This window comes from Streptomyces sp. NPDC003011, from assembly GCF_053591515.1.
This window is the reverse complement of the sequence record NZ_JBSFTY010000008.1, coordinates 54,958-74,752: the sequence shown is the minus strand read 5'-3', so window position 1 is coordinate 74,752 and position 19,795 is coordinate 54,958. Positions and strand designations below refer to the sequence as shown.

The window sequence follows — 19,795 nt, the reverse complement described above, 5'->3', positions numbered from 1 at the left end:
CGCCAGGCCCCCACCGGACCGCCCCCGACCCGCGCCCCGCAAGCCACCTCCCCGCGACGTGAGGAGCCCCTCCCCCCATGGACAGCCGCCGTCCCCCGCTCGCGCCCCCGTGCCGGACCCTGCCGGAGCTCGTGCGGCACTGGGCCGAGACCACCCCCGACCGCCGGGCGTTCACCTACGTCGACCACCCCGCCCCGCACTCGCGCGGCGTCCACCGCACCCTCACCTGGCGGCGCCTGGACGTGCGCGTACGGGCGCTGGCCGCCCGGCTCGCCGAGGAGGCCGAACCGGGAGCGCGCGTCGCGCTGCTGTGCCCGCAGGGCACCGAGTACGTCACCGGGTTCCTGGCGACGCTGGCGGCCGGTCTGATCGCCGTACCGCTGTACCCGCCGAGTCTGCCCGGGCACGCCGACCGGCTGGCGGGCGTGCTGGCCGACGCGGCGCCGAAGGTCGTGGTGACCACGAGCCGCGCCCGGGCGGAGGTCCGGGACTTCTGCGACCGCGACACGGTACGGGTCGTCGCCGCCGACGACGTCCCCGACTCCGCCGCCGACGCATGGCAGCCGGTGACCGTGGACGAGCGGGCGACCGCCTACCTCCAGTACACCTCCGGCTCGACGCGGGCCCCGGCCGGCGTGGAGATCACCCACGGCAACGTCGTCGCCAACGCCCGGCAGGCCCTGTCGGCCTACGGCGCCGACGCGCACCCGGTGACCTTCGTGGGCTGGCTGCCGCTCTACCACGACATGGGGCTGGTGCTGAGCATCGCCGCCCCCGTCGTGCGCGGGGCACTGTCGGTGCTCATGGACCCGGCCGCGTTCCTGCACCAGCCGGTGCGCTGGCTGCGGCTGCTCGCCGCGCATCCGCGCGCGCTCAGCGCCGCGCCCAACTTCGCCTACGACTACTGCTCCTCCGCCGTCACCGCCGAGCAGAAGGCGGATCTGCGCCTCGACGGCGTCGCCGCGCTGATCAACGGCAGCGAGCCGGTCCGCCCCGGAACCGCCGACCGGTTCCACGAGGCCTTCGCCGAACAGGGGCTCGCCCCGGACACCCACTGCCCGTCGTACGGGCTCGCCGAGGCCACCGTCTTCGTCAGTGCCGCCCGGCCCGGTGAGCCGCTGCGCCGGTTCGCGCTCGACCGGGACGCCCTCGCCTCCGGGAAGGCCCTGCCCGCACGCCCCGAGGACCCCAGGGCGGTGCTGCTCGCCGGCTGCGGCGCCCCGGCGGGCCAGCGGCTGCGCGTCACCGACCCCGCGACCGGTGCCGTGCTGTCCGAGGGGGAGATCGGGGAGATCCGGGTCCAGGGTCCCAACGTCGGCCGCGGCTACTGGAACCGGGAGGCCGACACCCGGCGCGTCTTCCGCGCCGGGACCGCCAAGACCGCCACGGCCGGCTCCGCCGACACGGACCACCACGGCGGATGGCTGCGCACCGGCGACCTGGGGACCGTGCTGGACGGGCAGCTGGTCGTCACCGGGCGGCTGAAGGACCTCATCGTCGTCGACGGGCGCAACCACTACCCGCAGGACATCGAGGCCACGGTCCAGGACACGCACCCGGCGGTGCGCCGCGACCGGCTCGCCGCGTTCTCCGTGCCGGGCACGGCCGGCGAGCGGGTCGTGGTGGTGGCCGAGCACGGACGTGCCACCAGCCTGGCCGACCTCGACGTACCGGCGCTGGTACGGGCGGTGCGCGGGGCCGTCTCCTCGCGGCACGGGCTGCGGCTCGCCGACGTGGTGCTCGTGCCGCCGGGGACCGTGCCGCGTACATCCAGCGGCAAGGTGTCCCGGGCGCTGACCCGGGCCCGGTATCTGGAGGGCGCCTACACCGGGGCCGCCGAGGCGCCGGGGGCCGCGGGATGAGGACCGTCGGCGAGGCCGCGCTGCGCCGTCTGATCGCCGAGCGGGTGGCCGCCTGGAACGACATGCCCGTGGAGTCCGTCCCGATGGACCGGCCGCTCGCCGACCTCGGCATGGCCTCACGGGACGCGGTCGCCCTGGCCGGGGAGCTGTCGCACGCCCTGGGCCGCGAACTGCCGTCGACGCTGCTGTGGGAGACACCGACCGGCGACGCCCTGGTGGCGCACCTGTGCGCGGCGGCGCAGGAGAGCCGTCCGGCGGACGAGGGCCGTCCGCTGCGTCCGGTCGCCGACGTGCCGCCCGCAGAGCCCGTCGCGGTCGTCGGGGTCGGCTGCCGGCTGCCCGGCGGGGTGCACGACCCGGACGACTACTGGCGGCTGCTGGGCGAGGGCGGCGACGCGATCCGGCGGGTGCCCGAGGACCGGTGGCGCGACTTCACCGCGTTCCCGCCCGCCGACGCGCCCGCGTACGGCGGCTATCTCGACGACGTCGCCGGGTTCGACGCGGACTTCTTCCACATCACCCCGCGCGAGGCCGCCGTGATGGATCCGCAGCAGCGGATCCTCCTGGAGGTGGTGCACGAGGCGCTCGCGCACGCCGCCGTCCCGGCCGCCTCCCTCGCCGGTACCGCCACCGGTGTCTTCGTCGGGATCTCCGCGCCGGAGTACGGGCAGCTCACCGGCGCCGACCCGGCCGCCGTGGACCCCTGGGCTCCGGCCGGGGCGGCCCTCAGCGTGGCCGCGGGACGGCTGTCGTACGTCCTGGACACGCGGGGGCCGAGCATGGCCGTCGACACCGCCTGCTCCTCCTCGCTGGTCGCCGTGCACCACGCCTGCGTCAGCCTGCGCACCGGCGAGTGCGACACGGCGATCGCCGCCGGGGTCAACGTGCTGCTCTCCCCCACCGTCACCATGGCGTTCCAGCGGGCCGGGGCGCTCGCGCCCAACGGGCGGTGCAAGCCGTTCTCGGCGGCGGCCGACGGGATCGGCCGCGGCGAGGGGTGCGCGGCCGTGCTGCTGAAGCGGCTGTCGGACGCCGAGCGGGACGGCGACCGGGTCCTCGCCGTCGTCCGGGCCACCGCCGTCAACTCCGACGGTCGTTCCGGCGGCCTGATGGCCCCCAACCCGGCCGCCCAGCGGGCCCTGCTGAGCACCGCGTACGCGCGGGCCGGCCTCGCTCCGGAATCCGTCGACTACGTCGAGGCCCACGGCACCGGCACCCCGCTCGGCGACCCGATCGAGGCGGGCGCCCTGGACGCCGTGCTCGGCCGGGGCCGCGAACCCGACCAGCCGCTGCTGCTCGGCTCCGTGAAGGGCAACCTCGGCCATCTGGAGTCGGCCGCGGGCATCGCCGGCCTGGTGAAGACTGTTCTGGCCCTCCACCACGACCACCTCCCGCCCTCCCTGCACTGCGCGGACGGCAGCGCGCTGGGCGAGGCGCGGCTGCGGGTGGTGACGGAGGCCGAACCGTGGCCCCGCTACGGCGGCACGGCCACCGCCGGGGTGTCCGGCTTCGGGTTCGGCGGCACCAACGCCCACGCGGTACTGGAGGAATGGCGGCCGGGAGACCTCGTTGCCGACGCGGGCGGGGAGCCCGCCGCCCATCTGTTCCCGCTGTCCGACGTCGACGCCGAACGCGTCCGCGACACCGCGGCCCGGCTCGCCGGCTGGCTGCGCACGGGCAGGGGCCGCACCGCTCGACTCACGGACGTGGCACGCACCCTCGCCGGACGCACCGGCCGCGGACGGGTACGGGCCGCCGTCACGGCCCGCGACCGCGGCGAACTCGCGGACGCGCTGGACGCGCTGGCCGGGCAGCGGGTCCACCCGCGGGTCGTCGAGGGCGAGGGCGACCGGGTCGGACGCGGCCCGGTGTGGGTGTTCTCCGGGTACGGCAGCCAGTGGGCCGGCATGGGAAGACGGCTGCTGGCCGAGGAGCCCGCGTTCGCCACCGCCGTGGAGAAGCTCGATCCGCAACTGGCCGCCGAATGCGGGCTGTCGCTGTACGACCACCTGGCGGCCGGCGGCGCTCTGGACCGTCTGGAGGTCGCCCAGCCCGTCCTGTTCGGCGTCCAGGTGGCGCTCGCCGAGCTGTGGCGCTCCCGCGGGGCCGAACCGGCGGCGGTGATCGGGCACTCCATGGGCGAGGTGGCCGCCGCCGTGTGCGCGGGCGCCCTGGACGTGCCGGACGCTGCCCGGGTGGTCGCCGTACGGGCCCGGCTGCTCAGCGGGCTGAGCGGCGGCGCGATGGCCGTGGTCGACCTGGAGGACGCCGAACTGGACGACCTGGAACGGGACTTCCCCGGTGTGCACGTCGCCGTGCACTCCTCGCCCCGGCACAAGGTCGTCACCGGTGAGGAGCCGGAGGTGACCCGGCTCGTACGGCGGCTGGAGGAGCGGGGGCGGGCCGCCCGCGCCATGCGGGTGGCCGGCGCCGGGCACTCGCCGCAGGTCGACCCGCTGCTGCCGGAGCTGACCGGGGCGCTGGCCGGGCTGCGGGGCCGCCGGCCACGCGTTCCCGTCTACTCGACCGTCCTGGACGACCCGCGCGGGGAGTGCCGCTTCGACGCCGCCCACTGGGCCGCCAACCTGCGGCGGCCGGTGCGCCTGGACCGGGCGGTCGCGGCCGCCGCGGCGGACGGGCACACCGCCTTCGTCGAGATCTCGCCCCACCCGGTCCTCACGCGGGCCGTCACCGACACCGTCCCGGACGCGCTCGTCGTCCACACCCTGCGCCGGGACGCGGACGACTCCGCCGCGTTCGCGGCACAGCTCGCCACCCTGTACACGGCGGGCCTCCACCTGCCCCTCCCCGCCGGCCGGGTGGTCGACGTGCCCGCGCCGCGCTGGCGGCACACGCGGCACTGGTGGACGGACGGCGGCCGGGACCGCCCCGCCGGGCCGACGGCCGCGCAGGCCCCCACGCCCCGCCCGGAGCCGGCCGCGGCGCCACCCGGCTCCGTCCTGGCCCGGCTGACGCACCACATCGCCGCCGTCACCGGACACACCCCGGCCCGCGTCACGCCCGCCACGGCGTGGGCGGACCTCGGCCTGGACTCGCTCATGGCCGTCCGGATCCGCACGGCCGTGGAGCGCGAGTTCGGCATCGAACTGCCCCTGCGCGACCTGCTGGCCACCGCGACCGTCGACGAGGCGGCCGACCGGATCGGGCAGGCCCTGCCGTCCCGGGCGACGGACGAGGACTTTCCGGTGCGGGTGCTGCGCGCCACCGGCTCGCAGCCCCCGCTGTTCCTCTTCCACGCCGCCGGCGGCTCCACCGACGTCTACCGGCGACTCGCCGAACGGCTCGGGGACGACCGCCCGGTGTACGGGCTGGAGCGGATGGAGCAGGCGCGCACGGTGTCGGAGAAGGCGCGCCGTTGTGCCGAGGCCATCACCGCGACGCACTCCGACGGGCCCTGCCTGCTGGGCGGCTGGTCCTTCGGCGGCTTCGTCGCCCAGGAGACCGCACGCCTGCTCACGGCCGCCGGGCGGTCCGTCGGCCTGGTGGCCCTCATCGACTCCGTACGCCCCCTCCCCCAGCCCGGCCGCACACCGGCCGACCGGATCCGCGCCCACCTCACGGGCTTCGCCCGGCACGTCGCCGACACCTACGGTGCCCGCCTGGACCTGCCGTACGACGAGCTCGTGGCCCTGGACGACGACGGTGAGCGCATCGACGCCGTGCTGCGGGCCGTGCGCGAGGCCGTCGACGTGCCGTCCGCCGCGCTGGAGCACCAGCGGGCCTCCTACCTCGACCTGCGGACCGGCGAGGCCCACCGGCCGGGCCGCTACGACGGCCGCGTGGTCCTGTACCGGGCCGGCGAGCCCGCGCCGCACACCGTGCGCGACCCGGCGTACGAGCGGGACGACGAGGCGCTGGGCTGGGACGAGGTGTGCCCGCGTCTGGAGGTCGTCCCGACGAGCGGACACCATCTGTCGCTGCTCGATCCGCCGCACGTCGACGAGATCGCCGCACATCTGCGCCGGGCGCTCGCCGAGCCGGCCCGCTGAGGCGGGCCCGCGAGCAGCCCGGCCGCAACGGGAAGCCCGAGCAGGAACCCCCTAGGAGCCGCCATGTACCACCGCCCCACCCCCGTGTCCCGGCGCGCCGTCACCAAGGCGGCGGCCGCCGCCGGTCTGGCCGTCCTGTTCGGAGCCGGGGCCGCCACCGGCAGCGCCCGGGCCGCGACCCGGCTCGGGCCGCGCACGCTGGACGTGTCCGTGCCCTCCGCCGCGCTGGGCCGCAGCGCTCCCGTGCGGCTCATCCTGCCGTCGGGTTTCGGCACCCGGCCGGGCCGGACGTATCCCGTGTTGTATCTGCTGCACGGCGCCCACGACGACTACACGTCCTGGACGCGCGAGACCGGCATCGAGGCGTTCACCGAGGGCCGCGACCTGATCGTGGCGATGCCGGACGGCGGGCCCACCGGGATCCCGACCGCCTGGCGCGACGGGCCCGACTACGAGACGTTCCAGCTGACGGAGGTGCCCGCGCTGCTGCGCCGCGACTACCGGGCCTCCGGCGTGCGGGCGATCGCCGGGGTCTCGACCGGCGGCTACGGGGCGATGGCGCACGCGGCCCGGCACCCCGGCGTGTTCAGCGCCGCGGCCTCCTACAGCGGCATCCTCGACACCACCGCGCCCGGTGTCCCCCCGATCGTGGACGCCATCGTGGCCCGCGAGAGCCTGTCGCCCTCCACTCTGTGGGGCAACCCGGTGTTCCACCTCCTCACCTGGCGCGACTTCAACCCGCGGGCCCGGGCCGAGGGACTGCGGGGCACCGCCCTGTACGTCTCCAACGGCAGCGGCCTCGCGGGCGGCAGCGGTGACCTGCTGCCCGAGGCGCTGGAGAGCGCGCTGTGGCCCTCCGCGCACCTGTTCACCGCCGCGCTGGCCCGCCTGCGCATTCCGGTGACCACGAACTTCTACTCGGGCGGAGGCCACGACTGGCCTTACTGGAAGCGGGAGTTCACGGCATCGTGGCCGATGCTCGCCGGTGCGCTGGGGCTGCCGGAGTGATGTCGGAGCCACGGGGGCACGGAACGGAGCGCAGGGAACGTCCGTCCAAGACGGGACGTCCCACTCGCCCCACGGGAATCAACCCGCGGGTGAGTCGCTTCCGGGTGAAAGGAGTGTCCGCGATGGCTGTTCCCGCCCCGCACGGCGGCCTGGCCGGCCCAGAAGCCGCACCGGTACCGCCCGAACTGGCCAAACTGCTGCGCGAGCAACTGGCGACGGTCGCCGACGCGGTGGAGGAGGAGGTCCGCCGGCAGGTACCCGAGTACGCGCGTCCCGCCGACGGGGCCTACCGGGAGAACATCAGAGCCGGCGTGGTGCAGGCGCTGACCCTGTTCGTCGACCACATCGCCGATCCGCGCGGCCGGGACGACGCGATCGCCGCGACGTACTACGAACTCGGGCGCGGCGAGGCACTGGAGGGCCGCAGCCTGGACGCGTTGCAGTCCGCGCTGCGGGTCGGCGGGCTGCACGCCTGGCGGCTGATGGGCCGTACGGCCGAGACGCTCGGGCTGGACTCGGCGGCCGTGACCGCGCTCGGCGAGCTGGCCTTCCGCACCGTGCACGAGGTCGCGGAGGCGGCGGCAGCCGGATACGCGGAGGCCCGGCTGCGCAGCACGGACGAGCTGGAACGGCGTCGCCGGCGTCTGCTCGACCTGCTGCTGGGCGAGGGTCCGGTGTCCCCGGAGGCGGTGCACGACCTGGCGCACGGCGCCCGCTGGTCGGTGCCGCGGCAGGTCGCCGTCGTCGCGCTCGCGGCCGGCCAGGAACAGCGCGAGGAGGACCGGCCGCTGGCCGCGGCGGGCGCGCTGGTGGACATGACGTCCCGGCCGCCGCGCATGCTGGTCCCCGATCCGGACGGCTCCGGCCGGTTCGGCCGGGCGTTCGCCCTCGCGCTGCGCGGCCGGCCGGCCGCGATCGGTCCGACGGTCCCGCTCACCGAGGCGGCCCGGTCGCTGCACTGGGCCACCCGGGCGCTCGGGCTCATGGGCCGCGGGATCCTGCCCCGGCAGGGAGTGGTGCACTGCGCCGACCACCTGTCGACGCTGGTGCTGCACAGTGACGAACCGTTGCTGGCGCAGTTGCAGGCGCGGGTCCTGGCCCCCCTCGACGCCGTGTCGGCGGGACAGCGTCCCCGGCTCGCGGAGACCCTGCTGGCCTGGCTGCTCAGCGGCAGCAACGTCCCCGACGTCGCCGCGCGACTGCACGTCCACCCGCAGACGGTCCGCTACCGCCTGCGGCAGCTGGAGAAGCTGTTCGGTGACGCCCTGCACGAGCCGGACACCCGCCTGGACCTGGTGCTGGTATTGCGCGCCGAGGCATTACGGGAGCAGGTGCCGGACAGCTGATGGAATTCCTTTCGAGGGCGATGCTCATGCGGGCACAAAAAGCCGCGGTAATTCGGTAATCCACTGCATAACATTTCGCCAGTGAAGCGAATACGGTCGGGACCGTTCCACTGAGCAGGCGCAATCACGCGCCCCGCACGCGGAGGATTCCCCATGCGTATCCGCTTGTGCCTCGCCGCGCTCTCACTGGCCGGCGGGGCCGGACTGGTGACTGTCTCGGCCCCCACCGCAACAGCCGCTCCCTGCACCGATGTCGAGGTCGTCTCGGCCCGCGGCACCTTCGAGCCGGGCACCCTCGGCTTCATCGTCGGCGATCCGGTGTATTCCGAACTCCGGAAGAAAATCCCCGGCAAAACCCTGTCCAGCTACGGCGTGGACTATCCCGCGAACCTTTCCCTGACGTCGGCCGCACAGGGAAACCTGGATCTCGTCAACCACGTCACGAGCCAGGCGGCCTCGTGCCCGAACCAGCGGTTCGTTCTGGTGGGATATTCGCAGGGCGCGAACGTCGTCGACAACTCGATCGGCATCAGCAGCGCGGGCGCGGTGGTCGGCAGTCCCATCGTCGCGACCCTCCCCGCCGCCGTCGAACCGAAGGTCGCTGCCGTACTGCTGTTCGGCAACCCGATCCGCGCCCTCGGCAAGAGCGTCACCGGCGTCTACCAGAGCCGCACCCTCGACATCTGCGCGCAGGGCGACCCCATCTGCGAGAACGGCGGGGGTGACACGGGGGCCCACCTCGGCTACCGCGACAACGCCGTGGAGGCGGCCGCGTTCGCCGCCGGCAGGGTCTGAACCGCCACGGTCCGGGCCGCCGGAGTCCGAGCCGTACACGCCGGTGGGCCCGGGAGGTGATCACCTCCCGGGCCCACCTTTGTGGTGCGGGGCTCCTACTCGGGCGAGCGCGCGAAACGCGCGAGGTTGACGGAGACGGGCTCGGGCAGCCCGTTGTTCTGGACGGGCGCGGCGGTCAGGACGTCGAGGTGCTGGTAGCCCTCGGCGACGACCGGGTCCAGGTCAGCCGGGACGCGGCCCGCCAGCAGTCCGTCGCCCGCGAGCACGGTGAGCGTCGGATGCGCGGTGAGCCCCTCGGGGTGCACCACCAGCCGCTTCACCTGCGGTGAGGTCGACAGCTGGATGTCGGTGACCAGCTTGGTCGGGAAGTACTGCTCGGTGAAGTCCAGCGGCTGCTCGGCCATGCTGCGGGCCAGCTCCTGGATGTCGGTGACCTCCTTGGCGGCCGAGGTGAACGGCGTGCCGTCGGCGGAGCGGTGTCCGGGGTCGTCCGGGTCGCCGACACGGTCGTAATTGCGCCAGGTGTACAGCGGACCGTCCGGCTGGGCGGGGATGGCCTTGTACTCGGTGCCGAACAGGCCCGGCCGGTCGTCGGCGCCGTTGGCGGCGGGGAAGTTCTTGTCGGTGACCGGGCCGCCGTCGAAGAAGCCCACGCTGCTCTGCAGGAAGGCCAGGGGGACGGAGTGGTCGTCCATGAAGGTGCCCAGGAGCGCCTCGTTGGTGAGCCGGAAGTCCTCCAGTGCGGGTGTGCCGCTGAGGAAGGCCGCGGCGTCCTTGGAGAACAGGAAACGGTTGGTGGTCTCGATGTTGGCGCCGGCGGGCAGGTAGCGGGGCAGGTCGGCCTCGGCGCCGGGGGCCTGGACCGCGCCCAGGCCCGCGATGGCGAGGACGGTCATGGTCTCCGGGTTGAGCAGCACCGGCGCCGACAGGGAGCGGGACAGCAGACCGCTGTCGAGGCCCGCCTGCACCGCACCGTGACCGAGGCCGATGTCGGGCAGGTTGGTGTCGTCCGGGATGCTGCCGCTGAGGTCACCCAGTGAGGTCGACACGGTGGTGTCGAGGGCGAAGTAGCCGGCGCACTGGTTGTACCCGGCGTCCGCGGTGGTGGCGGGGTCCGCGTCGAAGTCGGCGGCCGCGAAGTAGCCGGTGATCACTCCGCCCAGCGAGTGGCCGCCGCACAGCACCTTGTCCCCCCGCACGGACGGGTCGGGGAGTTCGGCGGCGAGCAGGTCGTACTCGTCGCGGACGGTCTGTTCGATGCCGAGCCTCGCCATCCAGCCCAGCCGGTCGTTGCCGACGTATCCGGCGAACGTGCGGCCGGCCACCTGCTTGCCGCGGTAGTAGTAGTCGACGGCGGTGTGCTGGTCGCCGGAGGCGATGCCGGTGCGGTCCTCCAGACAGTTGGACCGCCGGTCCAGGGCCCAGAACTCGATGTGGCTGCCCTGCTCGGCCGCCCGGGCCACGGTGGAGCGGGCGACGCTGTCGAAGGCACCGGCGCCCTCCAGGATGCCCGGCTGGGCGACGAGGACCCGGTCGGCGTCGGCCGAGGCGGCCGGGCCGTCGGCGGAGCGGTAGCGCAGGTACGACAGCCAGTCGCACGCCGCCGGACGCGCCCCGAAGGACGCCGGCAGCGGCACCTTCACCCGCACCATCGACTCGACCACGCCATCGGCCGGCGCTGTCGTGCGCACCGGCGTCTCGGTCCGCGCGTCCTGTGCCTGAGCCCCCGGGGTGACGGCTGTCAGCGCCCCCGCGGTCAGCAGCACCGCCAGCGCGGCACTTCGCCACGTTCTTTTCCTGCTGCGACTCGTTCTCATAGCGGGACGGTAGGGCGGCGGGCGGCGTCCGTTCAGGCGGTGCTCACAGGAATTCAGCTCTCCGGATCGCCCTTTGTCACCGGACGACACAGAACAGCGGGACCCCGTCCGATGGACGGGGTCCCGCCGAGGATCTGCCGCATGCCCAGGGAACGCTCAGTGCCCGAGGGCGTCAGTGCTCGAAGGCGTCCCTCAGTGCTTGAAGGTGTCCTTCGCCTTCTCCTTGGTCTGACGTGCGTCGCCCTTCGACTGCTCGGCACGGCCCTCGGCTTCCATCCGCTCGTTGCCCACCGTGCGGCCGATCGCCTCCTTGGCCTTGCCCTTGGCCTGTTCCTTCTTCGCCTTGGCCTTCTGGTCTCCGGCCACGTTGAATCACTCCAAGTCGTAGTCGACCTCGGTGTCACCACAGCGGGTAACCGTGTCCGCGAGGTCCAAACCGGGGCGAGGAATCCCGCTCGTCTTTCCGGGAAGCCGGAAGCCGTACCTTTCGGCCCACGGGGCCCACGCGGCCCACGAGCGAGCAGGAGGCGACCGGATGATGTTCGACGGCTTCCGTGCCACGACCATCGACGTCGGCGAGGCCGAGATCTTCGTCCGGCACGGCGGACAGGGCCCGCCGCTCCTGTTGCTCCACGGTCATCCGCGCACGTCGGCGACCTGGCATCGCGTCGCGCCGCGGCTGGTCGCGCGCGGCTTCACGGTCGTCTGCCCCGACCTGCGGGGGTACGGCCGCTCGCGCGGGCCCGCGCCCACCCCGGACCACTCCGCCCACTCCAAGCGCGCCGTCGCCGGGGACATGGTGCGGGTGATGCGGGCGCTCGGGCACGACCGGTTCGGGGTGGCCGGACACGACCGGGGCGCCCCGGTCGCCCTGCGCCTGGTCCTGGACCACTCCGAGGCCGTGTCACGGGTGGCCTTCCTGGACGGGCTGCCGCTGACGGAGCACCTGGCGCGCGTCGACGCGCGGTTCGCCACGCGGTGGTGGCACTGGTTCTTCTTCGCCCAGCCGGAGATCCCGGAACGGGTCATCACCGCCGACCCCGACAGCTGGTACCGGGGTGACCCGCAGGAGATGGGCCAGGAGAACCATGACGAATGGCGCGCCGCCACCCGCGATCCCGACGTGGTGCGGGCCATGCTGGAGGACTATCGCGCCGGTCTCACCGTCGACGCGCGGGACGAGGAGGCCGACTGGGTCGCGGGCCTCAGGATCCGGTGCCCGGCACTGGTGCTGTGGTCGCTGCGGGACGACCTGGAGGAGCTCTACGGCGATCCGGTGGCCATCTGGCGCAACTGGGCCGACGACGTACGCGGTCACGGGATCGACTCCGGGCACCACGTGGCGGAGCAGGCTCCGGGGCCGCTGGCCGACGCCCTGGCGGAGTTCTTCACCGGCTGAGTCGCCGGCCGCCCGTCGCCGTGACGCCGGACACCGCGCCGGCTCGGGGTCCCTCACGTGGCCCGCCGCCGGTAGCGGCGAGCGGCCGCACTGGTGACGCTGGTAGGGCACTGGTGCGCAGGAGACGAGAAGGAGACCCCCATGAACGTGTCGCCCCATGTCCTGGCCGCGGCGCTGACCGTGGCGGTGCTGTCCGCCGGCTCCGCTCAGGCCGCCGGGCCGCCTGCGCACGGTCCCGCCGGCCGCGGTGCCGCGCACGGGCCGGCCGACATCTCCGCGAGCGACTGCGTCCAGGGGGGCGGCATGATCATCGTCACGGCGGACGGGGCGGGCACGAACTCGTACACGGTGCGCTGCCAGGGCGGGACCCACGACGGCGAGACGATCACTTGAACCGCCCGCCTGAACCGCCCCGCCTGAACCGCCCCGTCTGAACCGCCGTCGGTGACCGGATCACGCCGGTTCGGGCGGCCGGCGCCGGCCGCCCGGCGGCTCAGCACAGCACGCGCAGCGCCCCGGGCAGCACCTTCACGGTGACGGGCAGGACCGCGTCGACCTCGCCGTCGGCGCCGTAGGGCACCGCGCGGTCCGCCTCGACACGGATCTCCCTGCCCCGCAGGACGCGCACCTCGGGACGGCGGACGTGGGTGCCCGACCTGAGCTCGTTCATCAGGGCGAAGAACAGCCGGCGCGGTGCCTCGCGGATCAGTACGACGTCCAGCAGACCGTCGTCGAGGCGGGCGTCGGGGGCGATGACGCGGCCGGAGCCGTAGCAGCCGGAGTTGGCGGCCACCACCGTGTAGCCGGTGTGCGGGTGTTCCTCGCCGTCGACGGTGACCCGGTAGCGCACCGGCCGCCAGGTGGCGACCGCCCTGAGGCCGCCCGCGTAGTAGGAGGCGGTGCCGCGCAGGAGTCTCGCGTGGTTGGCGTGGCGGTTGGCCACCGCGTCGACGCCGGCGTACACGCTGCCGAGCACGACCGCGCGGTCGTGGAACGCCGAACGCACCTCGATGGTGTCCACCGGACGTGGCTGGTGGCGCAGCAGGATCCGGGCCAGGGCGTCCGGGTCGGCGGGCAGTCCCAGCGCCCGCGCGAAGTCGTTGCCGCGGCCGGCCGGGACGATCCCGAACAGGGCGTCGGTGCCGCTGAGGGCTCCGCCGACCCGGCCGGTGATGCCGTCGCCGCCGACGGCGAGGACCACCCGCCCCCGCTCCCCCGCCTGCCGGGCGAGGTCCTGGGCGTGGCCGAGGCTGCGGCTGTACTCGGTGTCCAGCCCGGCCCCCGCCTCCCGCAGCAGCCGCGCCACCGCGAGCAGGGCCGCGGCGCCGGCGGAGCCACCGGCGGTGGGGTTGACGACGGCGGTGAACTGTCGCATACGGATGCCTCCGGGGCTGACGGGGTCGGGGGCCGGTGGGAGCCGGGGTGCGGGGCGGAGCGTGGGCGTGCGGGCCCTGGGATCGTAGGGCGCCCCTGGGCGCGGGCCGGTCCCGCGCGATGGGCCAGGGCCGATGGCGCGGGCAGGGTGCGGGTCAGTCCGCGGGCAGCAGCACCCCGGGGCTGAGCAGTCCGGCCGGGTCCAGGCGGCGTTTGACCGCGCGCAGGGCGTCGACACCGAGAGCGCCCGCTTCCCGGACGTACCAGTCGCGGTGGTCGGTGCCCACGCCGTGATGGTGGCTGATGGTGCCGCCCGCGGCGAGGATCGCGTCGTTCGCGGCGTGCTTGGCCCGGGCCCAGTGCGCCAGGGGATCGTCGCCCTGGGCCGAGACCACGGTGAAGTAGAGCGAGGCGCCGTTCTCGTAGACGTGGGAGATGTGGCACATGACCAGGGGCGGGGTGCCCGCGTCGGTGAGCGTTCCGGTGAGGGCTTCCCGGACCGAGGCGTACAGCGCGGGGACACCGGACCAGAAGGCCGCCGTCTCCAGGGTCTCCACGAAGGCCCCCGCGTCGAGGAGGGAGTCGCGCAGGTAGGGCGCCGCGTAGCGGCCGTCGGCCCAGCGCCGTCCCGGTTCCTCACCGAGGGGCGTTCCGCCGCAGTCGCGCAGGACCTCGGCGGCCCGTTCCCGGCGGTACGCGGTGTCCTGCGTCGTGCCCTCGAAGCCGACGACGGCCGTACAGCCGTCGGACCGCGGTGCGGGTGAGGAGCCGTCCGGCTGCGGCGTCGGGGAGGAGCCGAGGGTCTCGGGCCGGGCGAGGCCGATCAGGGTCTCGGTCTCGTCGGACAGCCGCAGGACCGTGGGGCGCGGCCCGTCCTGGGCGAGCCGGCGCAGGGCGGCGGTGCCGTCCGCGAAGGAGGCGAAGCGCCAGCCTTCGTAGCGGCGGACCTCGGGGACCGGGCGGACCCGGACCGTCACGGACGTGATGACACCGAACGCTCCCTCGGAGCCGAGGATCAGCTGGCGCAGGTCGGGTCCGGCGGCCGAACGCGGGGCGCGGCCGGTGTCCAGGGAGCCCTCGGGGGTGGCGAGGGTGAGGCCGAGGACCGTCTCGTCGAAGCGGCCGTAGCCCGCGGACGCCTGTCCGCTGGAGCGGGTGGCGGCGAAACCGCCGATGGTGGCCCACTCGTAGGACTGGGGGAAGTGGCCGAGCGTGAAGCCCTGTTCGGCCAGGAGCGCCTCGGCCCGCGGGGCGCGCAGGCCGGGTTGCAGGGTGGCGGTGCGGGAGACCGGGTCGAGGGCGAGCAGGCGGTCCATGCGCCGCAGGTCCAGGGCGACGAAGGGGCGCCGCCGGCCGGGGGCGAGACCGCCGACCACGGAGGTGCCGCCGCCGAACGGGACGAGCGCCAGGCCGTGTCCGGCACAGGCCCGCAGCACGGCGAGCACCTCGTCGTGGCCCGCCGGGAGGACGACGGCCGCCGGAACGTCGTCGACGTCACCGTCCCGCATCCGCAGCAGGTCGGGGGTGGACTTGCCGCGGGTGTGCCGGATCCGGGTCTCCGCGCCGGTGTGCACGTGTTCCTCGCCGCCGACCGCGGCCGACAGGGACCGGCGTGCGGCCGGGGACAGGGGCGAGGGCGGGACGGTGATCTCCCCGAGGGCGACCGGCTGCGTGCCGCGCGCCTCGACGCCGAGCAGGTCGCGCAAGAGCCCGGCCACCGTGTCCGGCAACGGCCGGGCCCTGGCCGGGTCACCCCAGCCACTCCACAGCATGTCCATGACTGTCGTCCTCACGGTCGGTCCGGCACGGGAACACCCCGCCCTCGTCCTGCGCTCGCGTCCCTGGTGGAGCCGATCGGTCTGCTCAAGGCCGCGAGGCGTTACACTGTGACACATGACGCCTATTCGTCACAACAGCTCGGACGACGCGGTCCTCGACGCGGTGCGCGACTGCGTCCTGGCCGTCGGGGTCCGCCGCACCACCCTGACCGACGTGGCCCGCCGCGCCGGGGTCTCCCGGATGACCCTCTACCGGCGCTGGCCCGACGTCCGGACCCTGGTCGGCGACCTGATGACCCGGGAATGGGTCGGCGTGGCCACCCGGGCCATGCCCGGGCGGCGCCCCGGAGCGGACGCGCGGACGCTGATCGTCGACGGGCTGGTCGCCGGGGTGGACGCCTTCCGCGCCCATCCTCTGTTCCGCAAGATCGTCGACGTCGATCCCGAACTGCTCCTGCCCTACGTGCTGGACCGGCGCGGCGCCAGTCAGATCGCCCTGCTGGGACTGCTCGCCGAGGCGCTGCGGGAAGGCCACGCCGACGGGTCGGTACGCCCGGGCCACGTGGAGCGCCAGGCACGTTCCGTACTGCTGATCGTGCAGTCCTTCACCCTGTCGCTGCGGACCATGACCGACGAGGACGACACCGAGCTGACCGGCGCGGCCTTCCTCGGGGAGCTGCGGACCGTCCTGGAGAGGACCCTCACCCCATGAGCCCGACCAGCAGCCTGCCGTACGGCCCGCCGTCCCGGTCCTCGAAGCGGTCGCCGGACCGGTCGTCGTCCCTGTCCGCCGCGCGGCGCTCGCGCGAACTGGCCGCCACCGTCGAGGGGCCCGTCGTGGACGTCCTGGTCGTCGGCCTCGGCGCGACCGGTGCCGGAGCCGCCCTGGACGCCGCCGCCCGCGGCCTGGACGTCGTCGCCGTCGACGCCCACGACCTGGCGTTCGGCACCTCCCGCTGGAGCTCCAAACTGATCCACGGCGGGCTGCGTTATCTCGCCTCCGCGCAGCTCGGTGTGGCGCACGAGAGCGCGGTCGAGCGCGGGGTGCTGATGGAGCGCACCGCGCCGCACCTGGTCCGCGCCCAGCCGTTCGTACTGCCGCTGACCGGGCTGGTGCCGCGCGGTCAGGCCGCCCTGGCGTGGGCCGGTTTCCGGGCCGGTGACGCCCTGCGCCTGGCGGCCCGCACGGCCCGGGCCACCCTGCCCGCGCCGCGCCGGCTGTCCGCGGTGGAGACCCGCCACCTGGCTCCGGCGCTGCGCACCGGCGGCCTGCGCGGCGGCCTGCTGTCCTGGGACGGCCGGCTCACCGACGACGCCCGTCTGGTGACCGCGCTCGCCCGCACCGCCGCCGCACACGGCGCCCGCGTCCTGACCCGCGTCCGGGCCCTGGAACTCACCGGTTCCGGCGCCCGGACACGCGACGAGCTCACCGGCCAGGAGGGCCACATCCGCGCCCGCGCGGTCATCAACGCCGCCGGCGTGTGGGCGGGCGGCCTGGTCGACGGCATCCGGATACGGCCCTCGCGCGGCACCCACCTCGTCCTGCGCGCGGAGCGCCTCGGCCCGCTCCCCGCGGGCCTGCACATCCCGGTGCCCGGGGAGACCAGCCGTTTCGTCCTCGTCCTGCCCCAGGACGACGGCCGGGTCTACGTCGGGCTCACCGACGAACCCGTCGAGGGCGACGTCCCGGACGTGCCCGAGGCCCCCGAGACGGACATCGGCTTCCTGCTGGACGTCCTCGGCTCCGTCCTGGACGTCCCCGTCCGACGCGCCGACGTCGTGGGGGCGTTCGCCGGACTGCGCCCGCTGCTGGACACCTCGGCGCACTCCGGTACGGCGGCCCGGACCGCCGACATCTCCCGCCGGCACGCGGTGCTGACCTCACCGGACGGTGTGGTCACCGTGGTCGGCGGCAAGCTCACCACCTACCGGCGGATGGCCGAGGACGCCGTCGACACCGCCGTCGCCGTCCGCCGCCTCCCCGCCGGTCCCTCCCCCACCGCCTCGCTCCCGCTCGTCGGCGCCGCGGCACCGCACGTCCTCGGCGGCGTGCCGGCACCCCGGCACCTGGTCATGCGCTACGGCACCGAGGCCGCGGCCGTCCACGCGCTCGGCGCGAGCGACCTCCGGCTGCGCGAACCCGCGGTGCCGGGCCATCCCGTCACCCGGGCCGAACTGCTGTGGGCGGTACGCCACGAGGGAGCACTCGACGAGGCCGACCTCCTCGACCGCCGCACCCGGATCGGGCTGGTACCCGCCGACCGCACGGCGGCACTGGAGGCGGCCCGCGACATCCTGGGCGAGGCGATGACGGAGCGGGGCTGAGGCACCGGGCCGCTGGGGAGGCCGGGGCTCCCGGGGGCCGCGCCACCGGGAAGTCCGGCTCCCGGGAGCCGCACCGCCGGGACGCCGAGGCGTCGGCGCGTCAGCTGCCGGTGCGTCGGATCCGCCACACGTTGTCGTCGCGGTGGCCCTCGATCCCCTCGGGGGAGACGCTCGGCTTGCGTACCGCTTCCAGGGTTTCCACGGTCCAGCCCGCCTCCGGCAGCGCGAGGGCCGTCAGCACACCATCGAGCGTGGGGAAGTCCACGTCGAAGGGCGCCTCCCGCTGCCAGGACGGCCATCCGGCGTGCATGACGACCAGGAGCGTGCCGCCCGGCGCCACCGCGCCGGCCGCCCGCGCCAGGACCGCGTCCTGGTCCAGCGGCACCGGGGACTGCAGGAACTGGGCACTCACCAGGTCGAAGGACCCCTCGGGGAACGTCACGCCCAGCTCGTGCCGCTCCCACCTGATGCGGTCGCCGACGCCGGCGTCGGCGGCGTGTCCGGCCGCGCGGTCCAGGGCCGTACGCGAGACGTCGACGCCCGTGACCCGCCAGCCGCGCGAGGCCAGCCACACCGCGTCCGCCCCCTCACCGCATCCCAGATCGAGCGCGCTGCCCGGCGCGAGATCGCTCACCTCGCGCACGAGCAGCAGATTGGGGCGGCCGCTCCAGATACGGTCGCCGCCCTGGTAACGGGCCTCCCAGAACTCGGCGGCCTGGGTCGGACGGACGGGGTTCATGGCGCCTCCTGCACGGATCACGACGGTTCGTCACAGGAAGCGTCCGCCGGGACAGACCGCAGGAGCAATCAAAGTTGCCGATACCGCAACAGGGGCGCCCCGCTCCGGGCTACTCCGGTGCCAGACGCCGCACGGCCGCCTCCACGTCCGCCTGGACCTCCTGCCGCGGCCGGCCCCGCTCCTTCGCGTACTCCGCGAGCGTGGAGCGGGCGTCACGGTCCAGGTCGCGCCAGGCGCGCCACGCGGTCTCGTACGTGGCGGTCTGCTGCTGGGTCCACTTGTGCTCCGTGGGCGGGCCGAACGAGTGCCGCAGTTCCTCGACCCGGTTGTGTGCCTGGTCCGCCGCACGCTGTTTCGCCACCAGTTCCTCGAACACGTGCGTCAGGTGCTCAGCCATGGGCGAGCGCCCACAGCTTCTCCACGGACCCGTTGAACTTGTCGTGGTCGCCGACGGTCGGTCCGGTGGAGGTGTACTGCCACATCGTGTACGTGCTCCAGCCGGCCGGGAGGGTGCCCGCGGTCGAGGCGTAGCGGGCGATCCACAGGGGGTTGGCGGAGGCGAAGCCGGCGTAGTTGCCGGTGCACTGGGTCCACCAGCTGGTGGCCGTGTAGATGACGGCGTCACGGCCGGTACGCGCCTTGTACCGGTCCAGGAAGTCACGGATCCAGGCGACCATCGCGCTCTGGGTCTTGCCGTAGCAGGCGGCGCCGTACGGGTTCCACTCGATGTCGAGGGCGCCGGGCAGCGTCCGGCCGTCCTTGGACCAGCCGCCGCCCTGGTCGACGAAGTAGTCGGCCTGGGCGGCGCCGCCGGAGCTGTCCGGGGTCGCGAAGTGGTACGCCCCGCGGACCATGCCCACGGCGTACGAACCGCCGTACTGCTGCGAGAAGCGGGGGTTCTTGTAGGAGGTGCCCTCGGTCGCCTTGGCGTAGGCCCAGCGGACCCCGCTGTCCCACAGGGTGGACCAGGCGACGGCGCCCTGGTAGCTGGCGACGTCGACGCCCTCGGTCTGAGTGGCCCGGGTGTCGGCGGGGAGGCCGCCGCGGCCGTCGTGGGCCTCGACGCCCATGCCCATGAAGGCGGAGCCGCGGGCGGGGGTGGGTTCGCCCGCCGCGGAGGCGGCGGGCGGGGTGAGGTGGACGGAACAGGCGGCGAGCAGGACGCCGGCCGCCAGGAGACGGGAGCGGCTCAGGGCCGCGGTGATGGATATGTGCACGGACTCCATCTGACCCGCGACCCGCTCCCACGGCTCGGGCTACTGATCCGTGGGAGTGAACGCCGCTCCCGTACGCCGCTCCTGCCAACGGCTCACGGGTACTGCCGTCCACGGCTCACGGGTAC

The 19,795-nt window shown here is 74.7% G+C and carries 16 protein-coding genes; 9 read left to right on the top strand and 7 right to left on the bottom strand.

What is annotated here, in order from left to right; translation table 11 throughout:
- The first annotated feature begins 77 nt into the window (after positions 1–77).
- The 5 genes from ACWD0J_RS06325 to ACWD0J_RS06305 all read left to right on the top strand — a co-directional run bounded on the left by ACWD0J_RS06325 (position 78) and on the right by ACWD0J_RS06305 (position 9,021).
- Positions 78–1,862: a fatty acyl-AMP ligase gene (locus ACWD0J_RS06325; protein ID WP_451494595.1), complete on the top strand. Its 1,785-nt coding sequence runs from the start codon at positions 78–80 to the stop codon at positions 1,860–1,862.
- The gene (locus ACWD0J_RS06320) at positions 1,859–5,872 is read left to right on the top strand and encodes a beta-ketoacyl synthase N-terminal-like domain-containing protein (RefSeq protein WP_451494594.1); all 4,014 of its coding nucleotides are present in this window, start codon (positions 1,859–1,861) and stop codon (positions 5,870–5,872) included. The genes ACWD0J_RS06325 and ACWD0J_RS06320 overlap by 4 nt, the downstream gene beginning before the upstream one ends.
- 63 nt (positions 5,873–5,935) lie before the next feature.
- A complete protein-coding gene (locus tag ACWD0J_RS06315) occupies positions 5,936–6,880 on the top strand; it encodes an alpha/beta hydrolase (RefSeq protein WP_451494593.1) in 945 nt (314 codons plus the stop codon).
- 122 nt (positions 6,881–7,002) lie between these two features.
- Positions 7,003–8,226 carry a PucR family transcriptional regulator gene (locus ACWD0J_RS06310; protein WP_451494592.1) on the top strand — a complete coding sequence of 408 codons (1,224 nt, stop codon included), beginning with the start codon at positions 7,003–7,005 and terminating at the stop codon, positions 8,224–8,226.
- Between the two features lie 153 nt (positions 8,227–8,379).
- Positions 8,380–9,021: a cutinase family protein gene (locus ACWD0J_RS06305; RefSeq protein ID WP_451494591.1), complete on the top strand. Its 642-nt coding sequence runs from the start codon at positions 8,380–8,382 to the stop codon at positions 9,019–9,021.
- A 95-nt stretch (positions 9,022–9,116) separates the two neighbouring features.
- Here ACWD0J_RS06305 and ACWD0J_RS06300 read toward each other — a convergent pair whose 3' ends face one another.
- Positions 9,117–10,838, bottom strand: a complete 1,722-nt coding sequence (locus ACWD0J_RS06300) for a hypothetical protein (RefSeq protein WP_451494590.1) — start codon at positions 10,836–10,838, stop codon at positions 9,117–9,119.
- Positions 10,839–11,030: 192 nt separating this feature from the next.
- The gene (locus tag ACWD0J_RS06295) at positions 11,031–11,204 is read right to left on the bottom strand and encodes a CsbD family protein (protein ID WP_451494589.1); all 174 of its coding nucleotides are present in this window, start codon (positions 11,202–11,204) and stop codon (positions 11,031–11,033) included.
- 172 nt (positions 11,205–11,376) lie between these two features.
- On the opposite strand from ACWD0J_RS06295, the gene ACWD0J_RS06290 reads away from it, so the two are divergent.
- A complete protein-coding gene (locus tag ACWD0J_RS06290) occupies positions 11,377–12,237 on the top strand; it encodes an alpha/beta fold hydrolase (RefSeq protein ID WP_451494661.1) in 861 nt (286 codons plus the stop codon).
- 141 nt (positions 12,238–12,378) lie between these two features.
- A complete protein-coding gene (locus ACWD0J_RS06285; RefSeq protein ID WP_451494588.1) occupies positions 12,379–12,630 on the top strand; it encodes a hypothetical protein in 252 nt (83 codons plus the stop codon).
- A gap of 100 nt (positions 12,631–12,730) precedes the next feature.
- On the opposite strand, the gene ACWD0J_RS06280 is transcribed toward ACWD0J_RS06285, so the two are convergent.
- Both ACWD0J_RS06280 and ACWD0J_RS06275 read right to left on the bottom strand, forming a co-directional pair.
- A complete protein-coding gene (locus tag ACWD0J_RS06280) occupies positions 12,731–13,612 on the bottom strand; it encodes a diacylglycerol/lipid kinase family protein (RefSeq protein WP_451494587.1) in 882 nt (293 codons plus the stop codon).
- Positions 13,613–13,766: 154 nt separating this feature from the next.
- Positions 13,767–15,389 (bottom strand): FAD-binding oxidoreductase, encoded by a 1,623-nt coding sequence (locus tag ACWD0J_RS06275; RefSeq protein WP_451494586.1) that lies wholly within the window; start codon positions 15,387–15,389, stop codon positions 13,767–13,769.
- A gap of 115 nt (positions 15,390–15,504) precedes the next feature.
- On the opposite strand from ACWD0J_RS06275, the gene ACWD0J_RS06270 reads away from it, so the two are divergent.
- Together ACWD0J_RS06270 and ACWD0J_RS06265 are read left to right on the top strand one after the other, a co-directional pair.
- Positions 15,505–16,101: a TetR/AcrR family transcriptional regulator gene (locus tag ACWD0J_RS06270; protein WP_451494585.1), complete on the top strand. Its 597-nt coding sequence runs from the start codon at positions 15,505–15,507 to the stop codon at positions 16,099–16,101.
- On the top strand, positions 16,098–17,714 hold the full coding sequence (locus ACWD0J_RS06265) for a glycerol-3-phosphate dehydrogenase/oxidase (protein WP_451494584.1): 1,617 nt from the start codon (positions 16,098–16,100) through the stop codon (positions 17,712–17,714). The genes ACWD0J_RS06270 and ACWD0J_RS06265 overlap by 4 nt, the downstream gene beginning before the upstream one ends.
- 100 nt (positions 17,715–17,814) lie before the next feature.
- Here ACWD0J_RS06265 and ACWD0J_RS06260 read toward each other — a convergent pair whose 3' ends face one another.
- The 3 genes from ACWD0J_RS06260 to ACWD0J_RS06250 form a co-directional block, all read right to left on the bottom strand.
- Entirely contained in the window at positions 17,815–18,453 is a 639-nt protein-coding gene (locus ACWD0J_RS06260) for a class I SAM-dependent methyltransferase (RefSeq protein WP_451494583.1), read from the bottom strand.
- A gap of 109 nt (positions 18,454–18,562) precedes the next feature.
- A complete protein-coding gene (locus ACWD0J_RS06255) occupies positions 18,563–18,838 on the bottom strand; it encodes a hypothetical protein (protein ID WP_451494660.1) in 276 nt (91 codons plus the stop codon).
- A gap of 4 nt (positions 18,839–18,842) precedes the next feature.
- Positions 18,843–19,679 (bottom strand): lysozyme, encoded by an 837-nt coding sequence (locus ACWD0J_RS06250; RefSeq protein WP_451494582.1) that lies wholly within the window; start codon positions 19,677–19,679, stop codon positions 18,843–18,845.
- Between the last annotated feature and the right edge of the window lie 116 nt (positions 19,680–19,795).